The organism is Caryophanon latum (assembly GCF_001700325.1).
Classification (GTDB): domain Bacteria; phylum Bacillota; class Bacilli; order Bacillales_A; family Planococcaceae; genus Caryophanon; species Caryophanon latum.
Genome location: NZ_MATO01000078.1, coordinates 1 through 14,163 on the forward strand (window position 1 = coordinate 1; position 14,163 = coordinate 14,163).

Here is a 14,163-nt window from a genome sequence, read left to right on the forward strand (position 1 = left end):
TATTTTCAAGTCCCCGAAAAGTTTTCTAACAGGAATGCTCCTTTTTTCTCGCACTATCGTAGCACAAAAACGACCATTTGACGTCGCAACATCAAATGGCCGTGTACTCATTATTTTTTCAGGCGGTTCGGTGTAAAAAAGAACTTGCCGTTTTGTCGATAAATGTCAGCATCAATTTCAAAAATGGACTCAAACATTTCCTTGCACATAACGCATTGTGGAATACCGTCGTAATGTACTTCACCGCGCTTTAGCACGATGAGGCGATCGCTGTATTGCGCTGCCTGATTAATGTCGTGCAGCACCATTACGACAGTCATACCGAACTTCTCGTTTAGCTCGTGCACAAGCTCCATCACTTCAAGCTGATGCGAAATATCTAAATACGTCGTCGGCTCGTCTAACAATAATACTTTAGGGCGTTGCGCAATCGCCATTGCAATCCATGCACGCTGACGCTCCCCACCAGACATTGCCGGCAGCACGCGCCCTGACATGTCCGTCAAGCCCGTCACCTCTAGCGCCCAATCAATAATATCCTCATCCTCTGCCGAAAGACGACTAGAGCGCTTTTTATGTGGATAACGCCCAAACTCCACTAATTCACGTACCGTTAAATCTAGCTGATGGTCATTCATTTGCGGCAGCATCGCGAGCTTTTTCGCAACGTCCTCCGTCTTCATGTTGACGATTTCTTCTCCATCTAGCAACACTGTCCCTTCGTCTGGCGAAATGAGACGCGCGATGACACGCAGCAGCGTCGATTTCCCTGAGCCGTTTGGACCGATTAAGCTGACAATTTCCCCAGGCTGAATATTAATGTCGATGTTATGTAACCGAAACGCCGCGCTTCGTTCAAATGATAATTGACTAGTTTGTAGCAAATGAACCACTCTTTCTATAAATTAAGTATAAGAAATATGGACCGCCAATAAATGCGAGTAAAATGCCAACCGGTAGCTCGATTGGATTAAATAAGCTGCGTGCAAGCGTATCGGCAAACACAACGAGCAGCCCACCACCGAACGCAGATGCTGGCAATAAATAGCGATAATCGCCACCGATCATTAAGCGTAAAATGTGAGGCACAACTAGCCCGACAAATCCGACTAATCCAGCAACACTTACCGCAATGCCCGCTAGTAGCGCACTTAATAAAATTAAATAAAAGCGACTGCGCTCAACGCGGTGACCGAGCAGCTTGGCCATTTCATCACCGAGCGATAACACGCGAATATGCTTAATCGCAAATAGCGACAGTATGAGTGCGACAATCGCATATAGCACAATCATTTCTACCTGCGCCCAACCAACACCTGCAATGCCACCAGACAGCCAAGGTAGCACCGACTGCACGCGATCTGAATAAATAATCATGAGCGCATTTGTTACCGCACCCATTAACGCGTTAATTGCAACACCGACGAGCACGATACGCATCGGGGACGCACCGCCCTTTTTCCATGACAATGTGTAGACGACAATCGCCGTAATAAACGCGCCTAAAAATGCAGCGATCGGTAATAACGATAACATCGCTGGAAATACGACCATTACTGTAATCGCCATAACACCTGCTCCAGATGTAACACCGATAATGCCTGGATCTGCTAACGGGTTTTTCATCACACCTTGTAATATTGCCCCTGCAACACCTAAGCACATACCGACAATTATGCCGATAATGACACGCGGGAATCGCAGCTCCCAGACGATGCGATGCTCAAGCGAATCATCACTTCCTGTAACACCGTTTATAATTTCACTAAACGAAAAAGAAACTTGCCCAATCATTAAACTTAAAAGCCCCATAACAACCATTAAAATTGGCAGCGCAATGAGCACACGGCGACGCTTTTTTTGTAACGGATGCTTTACTTTTCCCTTCACTGCAGAACGTTCCATCTTATTCATTTTGTACACCTTTTCATCTTATAAAAGTATTTTCATCGCACGCGTGTTGATTAGCCATTAAATTGGCAGGGCACGTATTGCGGCTCGGCGGCGAACACGATGTTGGTCATGAAAGCGGTGACTCGTGTAGTAGCGTTCACCGCCTTCCTCAAGCCTCCGCACCGCTCCTACGTCGCGCTTTACGGGGTGTTTCGGCACGAGCTTTTCCCCAAGGAGTCTCGCCGCACGCTTCCTGCCACTACAAAACAGCGATAATTCCCATTTTGCTGTTCAAAACAAGCGATTCAGCTGTATAAAAGTGGCTAATCAACAGACCTGTTTTCATCGTTTAATATTTACTAATATAATTTCAATACTATCGATAATGATTCTCATTGTCAATAAACTTTTCATTCCTCGGCGCATTTTTTGACACAACTGTCGCATTTAGTTGACGAAACTACGTCATTAAATTTATAGTAAAACTAGCAATACATATTCCAATGAAAAGGGGCATACTATTCATGATCGTCGTAACGAACCGCATCGAAGTGAAAAAAGGCTTCGGCAAAAAAATGGCACCAAACTTTGCGCGTCCAACTGGCTTAGACAAATTTAAAGGCTTCGTAAAAGTTGAAGTGTTAGTCGCAGAAAATGAGCAGTCTGATGAAATGAGCGTCAACATGTTTTGGGAATCATTAGAAGATTTTCAAGTTTGGCGCAACTCAGATGAATTTAAAGCAGCACATAAGCGCGATGACGCAAAGGAAGGTCAAAGTCATCCACACGCAAGCAAAGAAGAAAGCCCAATCATCGGCAGCAAGCTTGTAATTGCTGAAGTAGCGGCAACATTACAATATTAATTACGTATTTGATTGGCGAGGGCATGTAAAAGGCTTTGTACTTTTGCATCGCAGCTCGCCTTCTTTTTATACATAACGCGCATCGCATAGCGAAAGTTTGAAAACATACCGAAAAATACTGTATACTTTCAATGACTATAAGATGAAGCAAAATTGGAGGTGACTACATTGGGACAGAGAAATTAAAAATTGGTGAACTCGCAGCCAAAACCGGTATTACGAAACGTACAATTGATTACTATACAACACTAGGCTTATTAAAAGCTGAGCGCTCTTCATCCAACTATCGTTATTACCATGTAGACGCTATTGAAGATTTACACTACATCGAGAGACGGAAAATGGAAGGCTTAAGCTTAGAGGAGATTCGTAAAGAGTTAATTGAACGCAATGCCGAAGCACTGGACGTACAGGAAATCCGCTTAAAAATGCTTGATTTAGAGCAAGACGTTTCCAAGTTAATTGCAACGCTTGATGATAATCAGCATTCAACGCAAACTATTAAAAAAAATATTACCCAAGAGAGTTTAGCGCTCATTAAATCTCTTGCACTACTTTTACATTAACCCAGGAGGTGAAAGTCTTACGTTTTTGCGTAAGACCTTTGAGTGACCATAGTCAACTTGTCTATTTTTACAGTTTTAATCGCATTAACCGCGTTCTTCGTGGCAACTGAGTTTGCCATCGTAAAAGTACGCCAATCACGAATCGATCAGCTCGTTGCAGAAGGAAAAGCTGGCTCGCTTGCTGCCAAACAAGTAACTACTCATTTAGACGAATATTTATCAGCGTGTCAGCTAGGCATTACCGTTACCGCGTTAGGAATCGGTATGGTCGGTGAATCGACGTTTGAGTTTATTTTACACCCGCTATTTACAAGTATCGGTGTAGGTGAGGAATACATTCACTTCTTCACAATTGCCGCAGCGTTTGCCATTGCAACATTTTTACACGTTGTCATCGGTGAGCTTGCGCCAAAAACGATTGCCATTCAAAAAGCTGAGGCTGTTACGCTTATGTTTGCGAAGCCGATTCAAATTTTTTACCGTATTTTATATCCGTTCATTTGGGCTTTAAACGGCTCGGCGCGTCTGTTGTTAAAACTACTCGGTATGAAGCCGGCGTCAGAGCACGAGCTATCTCATACAGAGGAAGAGCTGCGTTTACTATTAACGGAAAGCTTCAAATCCGGGGAAATTAATAAAAACGAATTAAAATATGTAAACAACGTGTTCGAGTTTGATGACAAAATCGCACGTGAAATTATGGTACCGCGTACAGAAATCGTCGCGTTTGAGCGCAACACATCACTCGATGAAGTCATTGCGACAATTTCACATGAGCAATATACACGCTACCCGATTTATGACGGCGACCGCGACAACATTTTAGGCTTTTTAAACATTAAAGAATTTTTAACGCAAGGAATGACGAACAAAGTAACAGAGGAAAACTTTGCGCTCGATAATTTCTTAAACCCGGTTATTAATACGATCGAATCAACACCAATTCACGACTTGCTTGCAAAAATGCAGCGCGAGCGTACACATATTGCCATTTTGCTTGATGAATATGGTGGCACGAGCGGTATGGTTACAGTTGAGGATATTTTAGAAGAGCTTGTTGGGGAAATTCGCGACGAGTTTGATGATGATGAAGTGCCAGACATTCGTAAAGTGCGTGACAATCATTACATTGTTGATGCGAAGCTGTTAATTGATGACGTGAGCACATTGCTTGGCGTTGAGCTACATGCAGGCGACGTCGATACAATTGCTGGATGGTATTTAACACAAAATACAGATTTAGATGCAAACTTACTTGTACGCTTTGAAGACTATGAGTTCACTGTTTATGCAAAGGAAGGGCATCAGTTGCACTACATCGAAATAAAAAAAGCGATGCCAACGTCAACACCGACGATGATGCAAGCGTAAAAAAAGGCTGTCCGATTCAAAAATCGGGCAGCCTTTTTTACTGTTCGACTACGTTACGCGAACGCTCCGTCATCAAACCGCTACAATGAATATCATCTGTTATACGATGAAAATTCCACTTCTATTCTAAAGCACGTTCATTATTCTGCGTTCGGATAAATCATCGTCGCAGGGTCTACATATTCATCGTACTGCGCCTCCGTTAAATAGCCAGTCGCAAGCGCTGCCTCTTTTAACGTTGTGCCTTCCTTATGCGCCTTTTTCGCAATTTCCGCCGCTTTTTCGTAACCGATATATGGATTTAGCGCCGTTACAAGCATTAACGAATTGTTTAAATTTGCGTCTAACACTTCCATATTTGGCTCGATGCCGATTGCACAATTGTCATTGAAGCTTTGCATCGCATCTGCAAGCAAGCGCGCTGATTGTAGGAAATTGTAAATGATCACTGGCTTGAAAACGTTTAACTCAAAGTTTCCTTGAGAAGCCGCAAAGCCAATCGTTGCATCGTTACCGAACACTTGGCAAGCGACCATCGTCAACGCCTCTGATTGTGTTGGATTTACTTTCCCTGGCATAATCGATGAACCTGGCTCGTTTTCTGGAATTGTAATTTCACCAATACCAGAACGTGGACCGGATGCTAACCAACGCACGTCATTTGCAATTTTCATTAAGTCAGCAGCTAATGCCTTTAACGCACCGTGCGCAGTCGTGATTTCGTCATGCGACGTTAATGCATGGAATTTATTTTCCGCTGATGTAAATGATTTACCTGTGTACGCCGAAATTTCCTCAGCGACCATGTCACCGAATTTCGGATGCGCGTTAATGCCCGTCCCTACTGCTGTGCCGCCGATTGCTAGCTCCTTCATAAACTCATTTGTCACTTCAATCATTTTTTCAGACTTTACAAGCATGTGCGTCCAGCCTGAAATTTCTTGACCGAGCGTTAGTGGCGTTGCATCTTGTAAATGTGTACGACCGATTTTAATAATGTCTTTGAACGCTTGTTGTTTTTCAATAAACGTTTCTTTTAAAACGTTTAACTTCGGTAATAATAATTCTTCTACTGCTAAAACAGCGGCTACGTGTAGTGCTGTTGGGAATGTATCGTTTGAGCTTTGCGACATGTTCACATCGTCGTTTGGATGCACATTTTCGTCAGAGCCTTGTTCTTTTAATAGCTGATTGGCACGGAACGATAATACTTCGTTGACGTTCATGTTCGACTGTGTGCCTGAGCCTGTTTGCCATACGACTAACGGGAATTGGTCATCGAGCTTTCCTGCAAGCACTTCGTCTGCTGCTGCAACGATCGCGTCTTTTTTCGCATCCGATAGCTTGCCTAATTTATTGTTCGCAATTGCAGCTGAACGTTTTAAAATTGCAAATGCGTAAATGATTTCGATTGGCATTTTTTCTGTGCCGATTTTAAAATTTTGTAGTGAGCGCTGTGTTTGCGCCTTCCAAAGCTTGTGTGCTGGTACTTGAATTTCACCCATTGTGTCTTTTTCAATACGGAATTCCATGTTTATCGTCTGCTACGAGCATGTCGTAACAGATTCACCTCGCCTTCGATAATTTGTGTAGCAAAAAAGGCAACGCAGGCAAAAATATTTTCTGCTCTGCTTTGCCTCTTTCGTTGGGATAGTATTTAAACTGCAATGTGGATTAAGCCTTACACCGATAATGATAATCGTTTTCAACAAGTGAGTCAACTATATAAATTTTAACCTTTTGCAAAATATATGAAATAGCTGGCAATGCGTCAAAATGCTATCATACGTATTGAGGTGATTTTTTTGAACAGCAAAACATACATTGAAACAGCTTCAACTGTCGCTGGCATTACATTAAAGCATGCCGCATTTCCCGAAAGTTATAACATGGCACTTCATAGCTGTCATGACGAAATGGCAATTATCCATAACCGCAAACAGCTCGCAAATGCGCTGCAAATGGACTTGTCGCAGTTTGTTTGCGCCGAACAAACGCACAGCGAGAATTTCCACCGCGTCACGATAGATGATATCGGAAGAGGAACGACGACGATGAGCAATGCAATCGCCAATACAGACGGCTTATACACATTTGAAAAAAATATCGTACTTTGTAGTTTCTCCGCTGATTGCGTGCCGGTATTTATTTACGACGAAACGCGTGGCATGGTCGGAGCGATTCATTCTGGCTGGCAAGGTACAGTGAAAGAAATTACGAAAAAAATGCTCGATCATTTAATTAAAAATGAGCAGCTAAATCCACAAAACATTCATGTGCAGATCGGCATGGCGCTTAGCCAGCAACGATTTGAAGTGAACTGTGACGTATACGAAAAATTTGCAGCGCTTGGCTATGCGGACGACTTCATGTATTTCAACGTGGCGACGAGCAAATACCATATCGACAACCAACTAACGGTGAAGCAGCAATGTGTACTCGCCGGTGTACGTGAAGAAAATATTGCGATTGACCGCACATGTACGTTTAATAGTGACGAAGGGTTTTCATATCGCCAAGACCGTCGTGCAGGGCGTCATTTAAGCTTTATTTATCAGCAATAACGCAAAAAAGGATACACGTTACAGTTGCTATAACTGTCGTGTATCCCTTTTTACGGATGTAGCACATGCTCAATGTCGCGAAAATGTATCGTGCGGTCGCGTCCGTGCTGCTTTGCGTAATATAGCGCTCGGTCTGCTCGGTTAATGAGCATTGATTCGGTGTCACCTGCGCGGTATGTCGATACACCGATACTGATCGTCACGCGTTGCACATGATCAAATTCATACGTGCGTACAGCTTCATTCACTGCATTTGATATAATGACCGCTTGCTCCTTAGCAATGTTCGGCAGCAATATAATAAACTCCTCACCACCGTATCTCGCTACGACGCCCTCTTCCCCGACGTGCTGCTTCATTAATGAGGCAATTTCTATTAATACGTAATCACCAACTTGATGTCCGTACGTATCATTTACTTTTTTGAAAAAATCGATATCTAAAATGCAAAGCGAAAATGCATCTTCCGTTTGCCCTGCCACCTCGACGAGTTCAGCCAAATAATGCTCAATGTAGCGGCGATTAAAAATGTTCGTTAGCTTGTCGGTATTCGTAATCATAACAAGCTCCTGCTGCTTTTTTTCAATTTCTGCATGTAGCTGCTGAAGCTTTGCAAGTGCCTGTGCTTGCTCCTCATTAACTTGCTCCAGTTTTTTAGCTATCGTACGAATTTCTTGCTCATATTCAATGCGCTTTGTCATCGACATTAAAATGCATACGACGTGTTCCTCTCCGTTATACAACGTGCGCTTTGTATTAATCATAAGCGGAATTTGCACGCCGTCACTGCGCTCAAAATGCAAAACAAACTCCTCTACATGCCCATGCATATGAAGCTGCGGATAAAAACTCGAATGGAAAATGAACTTATTCGTTGTCGACAAAAAGCGTTCTACATGCTCGCCAACAATGTCGTGCTCCTTCCTTTGTAGCAAATTGCAAAAAAACGTATTCGCATACGTAATGATGCCCTCCGAATTTAGCAACACGATACTGCAAGGTAACTGCTCGTATGTTAACATGCTCATTCTCCTCTCTCGATGCAACTCATTACACATGGTCTAATAAATGCTTAATCGTTAATACAGGGTGACTTAAATGCGGGTAATGCCCTCGCACATCTAAAAAGATTAGCTCACTGCTTGCTAAATGATCGTGTAAATATTGTGACGCCTCCATCGGTACGATAAAATCATCTTTACTTTGGAGCAGCACTGTTTTTACCGTGACGTCATGCAAATACGCACGCACATCTGCTGTAAATGTCACTTCCGCAAACTCACGAGCAATGGCCGCATCATTTTGTTTAAAAGCCGTCTCTACTACTTTAGCCGATTCCTTATCACTTGAAACGATTGGCGCTAAGTGACTTGCCCAGCCGTTAAAGTTCATTTCCATCATTTGAAACAGCACATTTAGCTCCTCTTGATTGAAGCCACCTACATAGCCATCATCATTTAAATAGCATGCCGATGAGCCAATCATAATGATTTTTTTAAATGCTTTTGGACGCTGTAATGACACAAGTATACCAATGACCCCACTAATTGAATGCCCAACGAACGTCACCTGCTCAAGCTCATACGCATCGATAATATCAATAACATCTTGTACGTAGCCATTTAACGTACAATAGCGTTCTGTAGAATATGCGCTATAATCGGAGTTTCCTGCACCAACATAATCAAATAACAGCACGCGGCATTGCGCTAAAATTGGCGTTAATACGTATTGCCACGTTTGTTGATTGCTACCAAACCCGTGCGCAAACATGACGAGTTCATTCCCTTCTCCTTGTATACACACGTTGTTTCGTTGCTGAATGTTCATGAAAGACCCCCTGTTTATTGGAAAATTTATGGCTCTTCACCATAACTTGGGGTTGCTTTTCACGTCGAGGCAGGCTTTCCGCGGGCGCGGCTCAAGCCTCCTCGTCGTTCGTGCCTCACGACTGCGGGGTCTTGAGGCTCGCGCTTTTCCCGCTGGAGTCCGCCTCTCGTTTCAAGCAACTTTTATACGTCAACCCCAGCTTACGGTGATGAACCAAATTTATTTATCTATCCTTATAAAAAGTATATAAAAAAATAACATTAAAAACGAGCTACAGTTTCGAAATAGCATTATTTTAATAATTCATCGATCCAAAGTTGTACTTTTAAACCTTCTTCAAACGTTACGACATTCGTCTCGCTCGCACACGCATCAAGAAACGTAAACGTCGCGGGCTGTACTGCTACTTCGACTTCTGCTGTTTGTGCCGTCGTCTCAAGCAATTGTCCCCAGTTGCGAATGATCATCGACTTGTTCGTGCCGTACACTTTGTAGTCAATGCGCTCTTGCTGTGCGATGCCGGCTACTCCGTTAACGAGCATCGGAATGCCACTTGCTGTATGCATTAATGCGCTCACTGCTGTTTCACAAAGCGCTTCATTTGCTGGGTACTGCGTCGCATGCGCATCAATTGCGACGTCGCCAAAAATGTGATGCGTCAGCTGCAAGTAATGCGGGAAAATTTCGCGGATGAAGCCACCTTGCTCACGCGTTGCAATCCACGGGTTTTGCTGCCACGGACGCGGCCAAACTGGAAAGTGCGTATGCAGCTCAATGCGAACGATGTCACCGAGTTCACCTCGTTGCACCGCCTCTTTTAAACGCGCTACGACTGGACTGTACATCATCGGAAAATGCATTGCGGTCGTCACATACTTCGCCGCTTCGACCATTGCTTCTCCGTCTGCTGCATCGTGCGCAAGTGGCTTTTCGCATAAAACGTTGAAGCCTCGCTTTGCCGCTTCGCTCGTTAAACTTGCGTGGCTCACAGGTGGCGTGCCGATGTACACCCAATCTGGATTTGTCGCAAATAATGCGTCGAGTGAATCGACTGCTTGTACATCATATTTCGCCGCCATTTGTTGCAAGCGCTCCGTATTTTCGTCAAAAATGGCGGTAATTGCGCTACCGTCGTGCTGAATAATTTGTTGAATAATGCGTTCTCCTACGACACCTGTGCCGATAATTGCGTATGTTGTTGTCATGATGTTCCTCCGATTTGTTAGTGATAATATCATACGTGTCGATGATCGCGCTGTTGGCTCGCTTTCTTGGGGCTCGGGGGCGAACACGATGTTTGTTCTGAAGGTGGTGACTCGTGTAGTGGCGTTCACCACCTTCCTCAAGCCTCCTCACCGCTAGCGATTGCGGGGTCTTGAGGCACAAGCTTTTCTCCAAGGAGTCTCGCCATGCGCTTCCATCAACCGCCTTATCCTTTTTCTCACCGCATAGCATAACTGCTATAACTATACAACAATGAAAAAGGATTGCCCGAAAATGACTTCTCGGACAATCCTATATATTATTTAAGCTTTAACGTTTTTTCAGCGTCTTCTTTTACAGCCGCTAATAAATCTGTGTTTTCAACTAAAGAAATGCCGTATGAAGGAACCATTTCTTTAATTTTATTTTCCCAAGCAGGTAATTGCTCTGGGAAACATTTGCCGATAATGTCTAACATTACTTTAACAGCAGTAGATGCACCTGGAGAAGCTCCTAATAATGCTGCTACAGAACCGTCTTGAGAAGTGATGACTTCTGTACCGAATTGTAATGTACCTTTACCTTGTGGTGTATCTTTAATTACTTGTACACGTTGACCAGCAACTACGATATCCCAGTCTTTTGCTTGTGCAGTTGGAATGAAATCACGTAATTCTTCAATGCGTTGATCTTTATTTAACATTAACTGTTGCACTAAGTATTTCGTTAAGCCCATTTCTTTTGCGCCACAAGCTAACATTGTGAATAAGTTGTTCGGTTTTACAGATGTAACTAAGTCCATGTTTGAACCAGTTTTTAAGAACTTCGGAGAGAAGCCTGCGAATGGTCCGAATAATAATGAACGTTTGCCGTCGATGAAGCGAGTATCTAAGTGAGGTACTGACATCGGAGGAGCTCCAACTGCCGCTTTACCGTATACTTTTGCGAAATGCTTATCAACGATTTCTTCGTTTTTACATACTAAGAAGATACCAGATACAGGGAATCCACCGATTTGTTTTGATTCAGGAATCGCTGTTTGTTGTAATAAGTGTAAGCTCTTACCACCAGCGCCGATGAATACGAATTTCGCAGTGTGGTATTCTACTTTACCTTCTGCTTCGTTTTTCACTTTTAATTCCCAACGACCGTCGTTTGTACGTTTAATGTTTTCTACAGAGTGCTTGTAGTTTACAGAAACGCCGCTTTGTTGTAATTGATCTGTTAATACACGAGTTAACTCACCGAAGTTTACGTCCGTACCGCCATCGATTTTTGTCGCTGCGATTTTGTCGTTTGCTGGACGGTTTTCCATCATTAATGGCATCCATTGTTTTAATACTTCGTGGTCTTCTGAGAACTCCATACCTTCGAATAGTTTATATTCAGATAACGCTGCAAAACGTTTCTTTAAAAACTCGATGTTATTTTCACCGCGTACCATACTCATATGTGGTAAAGGTTGAATGAAGTCGCTCGGCTGTTTAATTAAGCCTTTTTTCGTTAAGTAAGACCAAAATTGTAATGATAATTGGAATTGCTCGTTAATGTTGATCGCTTTTGAAACGTCTACTTTCCCGTCTTTTTCAGGTGTGTAGTTTAATTCACATAACGCTGCGTGACCAGTACCAGCATTGTTCCACTCGTTTGAACTTTCTTCACCAGCTTTGTCTAGCTTTTCGAATACTTTAATGTTCCACTCAGGTGCTAATTCTTTTAACATTGTTCCTAATGTCGCACTCATAATACCTGCGCCGATTAAGATAACATCCGTTTGTTTTTGATTGCTCATGTTCTGACCATCCTCATAGTTATTATTTACTCAAAACAAGGTGGTACTCCCTCGATAACCGCCCTATTTTGGCTTTCTTCTATAAACGTAACGACGAAACTGCTCAATTACAATTATAAATCGCTCTGTTGCATATTATATAATAGTTAAACGCCTTTTGAAAGCGCTTGAAATTGAGATAAATGTCGACAATTACGCTGCTTAATTTATTCATTTCATATAAACATGTACAACTGACACGCATTAAAGTAAAACTAAAAAAGGATATGAAATAACACATCCTATAATCTTTTCAATTCTAAGTTTTTTTAGCATCGTTTTCAATAACGTTTTGAGAAATAACTGAATTTTCGAGTTTACAAAGAAAATATCGCACTCATTCAGCATTTAAAATCACAATTCCCTTAAAAAATGTTTATTTATTGTTTTTTAAGTCAAAAATCCTTTGCTCACTCATTTGTAGGCGTACCGTGTGCATAAGGCTGTAAAATACCATAAACTGTCGCAATTGTCGGTACTGTAACGTCGTGCTTTTGTGCTATTCGCAGCGCCCCACCATGTAAATGCTCGACTTCTAGCGGTAAACCTTTACGTAAATCTTGATGCATCGAGGACGTCACGTCGCCTTTGAATTTCTCTAGGCGGCTCGCTTCCTTTTCAATTTCATCTGCTGTAAATGAAACACCTTCTAGCTGAGCAAGCTGCGCCAATTCACGCACAATTGTTTTTGCCACGTTTAACGTCGCTTCGTGCTGCATGCTGCTTGCTGGTTGTTGCGTCGTACTTGTAATGCCTGAAAACGCTGCAATGAGCATATACTTTTTCCACATGCCTTTTACAATATCGCTCTGTGCGACAACATTTGTATGCATGCGCTCACTCATCGCTGCCAGTTCGTCAACGATTGGCTGCTGCTCTGCTGCTAATGCGCCAATTTGAATGTTGCTTCCTTTACTTGAATGAATGATGTGCCCTTGTTCATTTAGCGTAGCGATAATCGATGCAAAGCCACCGATCACGCGATGTTCCCCAAGTGACTTTCGCAATAACGTAACGTGCTCGATACCATTTAGTAACGGTAGCACGTATGCGTTCGTTTTATTCGCAAGCTCCACAATTTGCGGCAGCGCGTCTTTAAAATGATACCCTTTTACAGCAACAATGATAACGTCTGCTGCTGTTACATCATTCACTGTTGTTGCAGTGTGCACATGTGCATGAAAGTTTCCTTCTGGGCTTTCAATCGTTAAACCGTTCGCTAGCTGTGCCGCACGACGCTCGCGTACGAAAAATGTTACGTTCGCACCCGCTTCCGCAAAGCGCCCACCGAAATACGCTCCGATCGCACCTGCACCATATACAATAATGTTCATACATTCTCCCCCTTGTATACATTGTTTCTCTCTACTTCCTAGCATATATGTTTTTTCGTGAAGTCGCACTTGTTTCTGTCGTAAATCTTTTTAGCAGTATGTATAAATATTTGGATGCTGGCTGTTCTTTCATTCCAAAATGATTCCTTCTTTACGTTATGTTCAAAAGTTCAATCTCTATAAATGTTTTCACAAAAAGTGTTTATTCACGTAACTTGCTCGCTTTTATGTTACAGTTAAAAAAAAGGAAAAGAGAGTATACGATGATTGAAATTAAAACTTCTAAATTAAGTGACGGCGAATTTAACCGCGGCGTTTTTGCAACACAAAACATTAAAAAAGGCGAAATGATTCACCAAGCACCAGTAATCGCCTATCCGAACGAGCAGCACGAGCATATTGAAAAAACATTGTTAGAGGACTATGCATTTGAATATGGTATTCACCATTCTGCCATTTTACTAGGATATGGTATGCTGTTTAACCATTCATACACACCAAATGCAACGTATGACATTAACTTTGATAACCACACATTCGATTTCTTTGCGTACACAGACATTACAGCGGGCGAAGAAATTTTAATTAACTATAATGGTGAAGTCGATAACGAAGACCCACTTTGGTTCAATAAAGAAGATTAACAAAAAAGCTAAGGTGCGAACAATTGCCCTTAGCTTTTTGTCATCTATTTCATGTTTGAAAATG

General features: G+C 42.5%; 13 protein-coding genes and 1 pseudogene. 6 read left to right on the forward strand and 8 right to left on the reverse strand.

Features of this window, described 5'->3' with window-relative positions; genetic code table 11:
• Positions 1 to 110 precede the first annotated feature (110 nt).
• Together A6K76_RS15215 and A6K76_RS15220 are read right to left on the reverse strand one after the other, a co-directional pair.
• Entirely contained in the window at positions 111 to 884 is a 774-nt protein-coding gene (locus A6K76_RS15215; RefSeq protein WP_066466457.1) for an ABC transporter ATP-binding protein, read from the reverse strand.
• Positions 871 to 1,905 carry a FecCD family ABC transporter permease gene (locus tag A6K76_RS15220; protein ID WP_066466517.1) on the reverse strand — a complete coding sequence of 345 codons (1,035 nt, stop codon included), beginning with the start codon at positions 1,903 to 1,905 and terminating at the stop codon, positions 871 to 873. Before A6K76_RS15220 ends, A6K76_RS15215 begins: the two co-directional genes overlap by 14 nt.
• A gap of 512 nt (positions 1,906 to 2,417) precedes the next feature.
• Here A6K76_RS15220 and A6K76_RS15225 point away from each other — a divergent pair.
• The 4 genes and pseudogenes from A6K76_RS15225 to A6K76_RS15235 all read left to right on the forward strand — a co-directional run bounded on the left by A6K76_RS15225 (position 2,418) and on the right by A6K76_RS15235 (position 4,693).
• A complete protein-coding gene (locus tag A6K76_RS15225) occupies positions 2,418 to 2,756 on the forward strand; it encodes a heme oxygenase (protein WP_066466458.1) in 339 nt (112 codons plus the stop codon).
• A gap of 230 nt (positions 2,757 to 2,986) precedes the next feature.
• Positions 2,987 to 3,073: pseudogene (locus A6K76_RS17315) on the forward strand (MerR family transcriptional regulator); the annotation flags it as partial.
• Between the two features lie 24 nt (positions 3,074 to 3,097).
• The gene (locus tag A6K76_RS17320; protein WP_245672009.1) at positions 3,098 to 3,322 is read left to right on the forward strand and encodes a hypothetical protein; all 225 of its coding nucleotides are present in this window, start codon (positions 3,098 to 3,100) and stop codon (positions 3,320 to 3,322) included.
• 42 nt (positions 3,323 to 3,364) lie between these two features.
• The gene (locus A6K76_RS15235; RefSeq protein WP_066466460.1) at positions 3,365 to 4,693 is read left to right on the forward strand and encodes a hemolysin family protein; all 1,329 of its coding nucleotides are present in this window, start codon (positions 3,365 to 3,367) and stop codon (positions 4,691 to 4,693) included.
• Between the two features lie 140 nt (positions 4,694 to 4,833).
• Here the strand turns inward: A6K76_RS15235 and fumC are convergent, their stop codons facing one another.
• The gene (gene fumC, locus A6K76_RS15240; RefSeq protein ID WP_066466461.1) at positions 4,834 to 6,225 is read right to left on the reverse strand and encodes a class II fumarate hydratase; all 1,392 of its coding nucleotides are present in this window, start codon (positions 6,223 to 6,225) and stop codon (positions 4,834 to 4,836) included.
• 273 nt (positions 6,226 to 6,498) lie between these two features.
• On the opposite strand from fumC, the gene pgeF reads away from it, so the two are divergent.
• Entirely contained in the window at positions 6,499 to 7,257 is a 759-nt protein-coding gene (pgeF, locus tag A6K76_RS15245) for a peptidoglycan editing factor PgeF (RefSeq protein WP_066466518.1), read from the forward strand.
• Between the two features lie 50 nt (positions 7,258 to 7,307).
• Here the strand turns inward: pgeF and A6K76_RS15250 are convergent, their stop codons facing one another.
• The 5 genes from A6K76_RS15250 to A6K76_RS15270 form a co-directional block, all read right to left on the reverse strand.
• Positions 7,308 to 8,279, reverse strand: a complete 972-nt coding sequence (locus A6K76_RS15250; protein WP_169818039.1) for a sensor domain-containing diguanylate cyclase — start codon at positions 8,277 to 8,279, stop codon at positions 7,308 to 7,310.
• 28 nt (positions 8,280 to 8,307) lie between these two features.
• The gene (locus A6K76_RS15255; RefSeq protein WP_066466463.1) at positions 8,308 to 9,087 is read right to left on the reverse strand and encodes an alpha/beta fold hydrolase; all 780 of its coding nucleotides are present in this window, start codon (positions 9,085 to 9,087) and stop codon (positions 8,308 to 8,310) included.
• Positions 9,088 to 9,377: 290 nt separating this feature from the next.
• Positions 9,378 to 10,292 carry a Gfo/Idh/MocA family protein gene (locus tag A6K76_RS15260; protein WP_066466464.1) on the reverse strand — a complete coding sequence of 305 codons (915 nt, stop codon included), beginning with the start codon at positions 10,290 to 10,292 and terminating at the stop codon, positions 9,378 to 9,380.
• Between the two features lie 317 nt (positions 10,293 to 10,609).
• The gene (locus A6K76_RS15265; RefSeq protein ID WP_066466465.1) at positions 10,610 to 12,082 is read right to left on the reverse strand and encodes a malate:quinone oxidoreductase; all 1,473 of its coding nucleotides are present in this window, start codon (positions 12,080 to 12,082) and stop codon (positions 10,610 to 10,612) included.
• 449 nt (positions 12,083 to 12,531) lie between these two features.
• Positions 12,532 to 13,455: a ketopantoate reductase family protein gene (locus tag A6K76_RS15270; protein WP_066466466.1), complete on the reverse strand. Its 924-nt coding sequence runs from the start codon at positions 13,453 to 13,455 to the stop codon at positions 12,532 to 12,534.
• Positions 13,456 to 13,718: 263 nt separating this feature from the next.
• Here A6K76_RS15270 and A6K76_RS15275 point away from each other — a divergent pair, with 263 nt between their 5' ends.
• On the forward strand, positions 13,719 to 14,099 hold the full coding sequence (locus A6K76_RS15275) for an SET domain-containing protein (protein ID WP_066466467.1): 381 nt from the start codon (positions 13,719 to 13,721) through the stop codon (positions 14,097 to 14,099).
• Positions 14,100 to 14,163 lie beyond the last annotated feature (64 nt).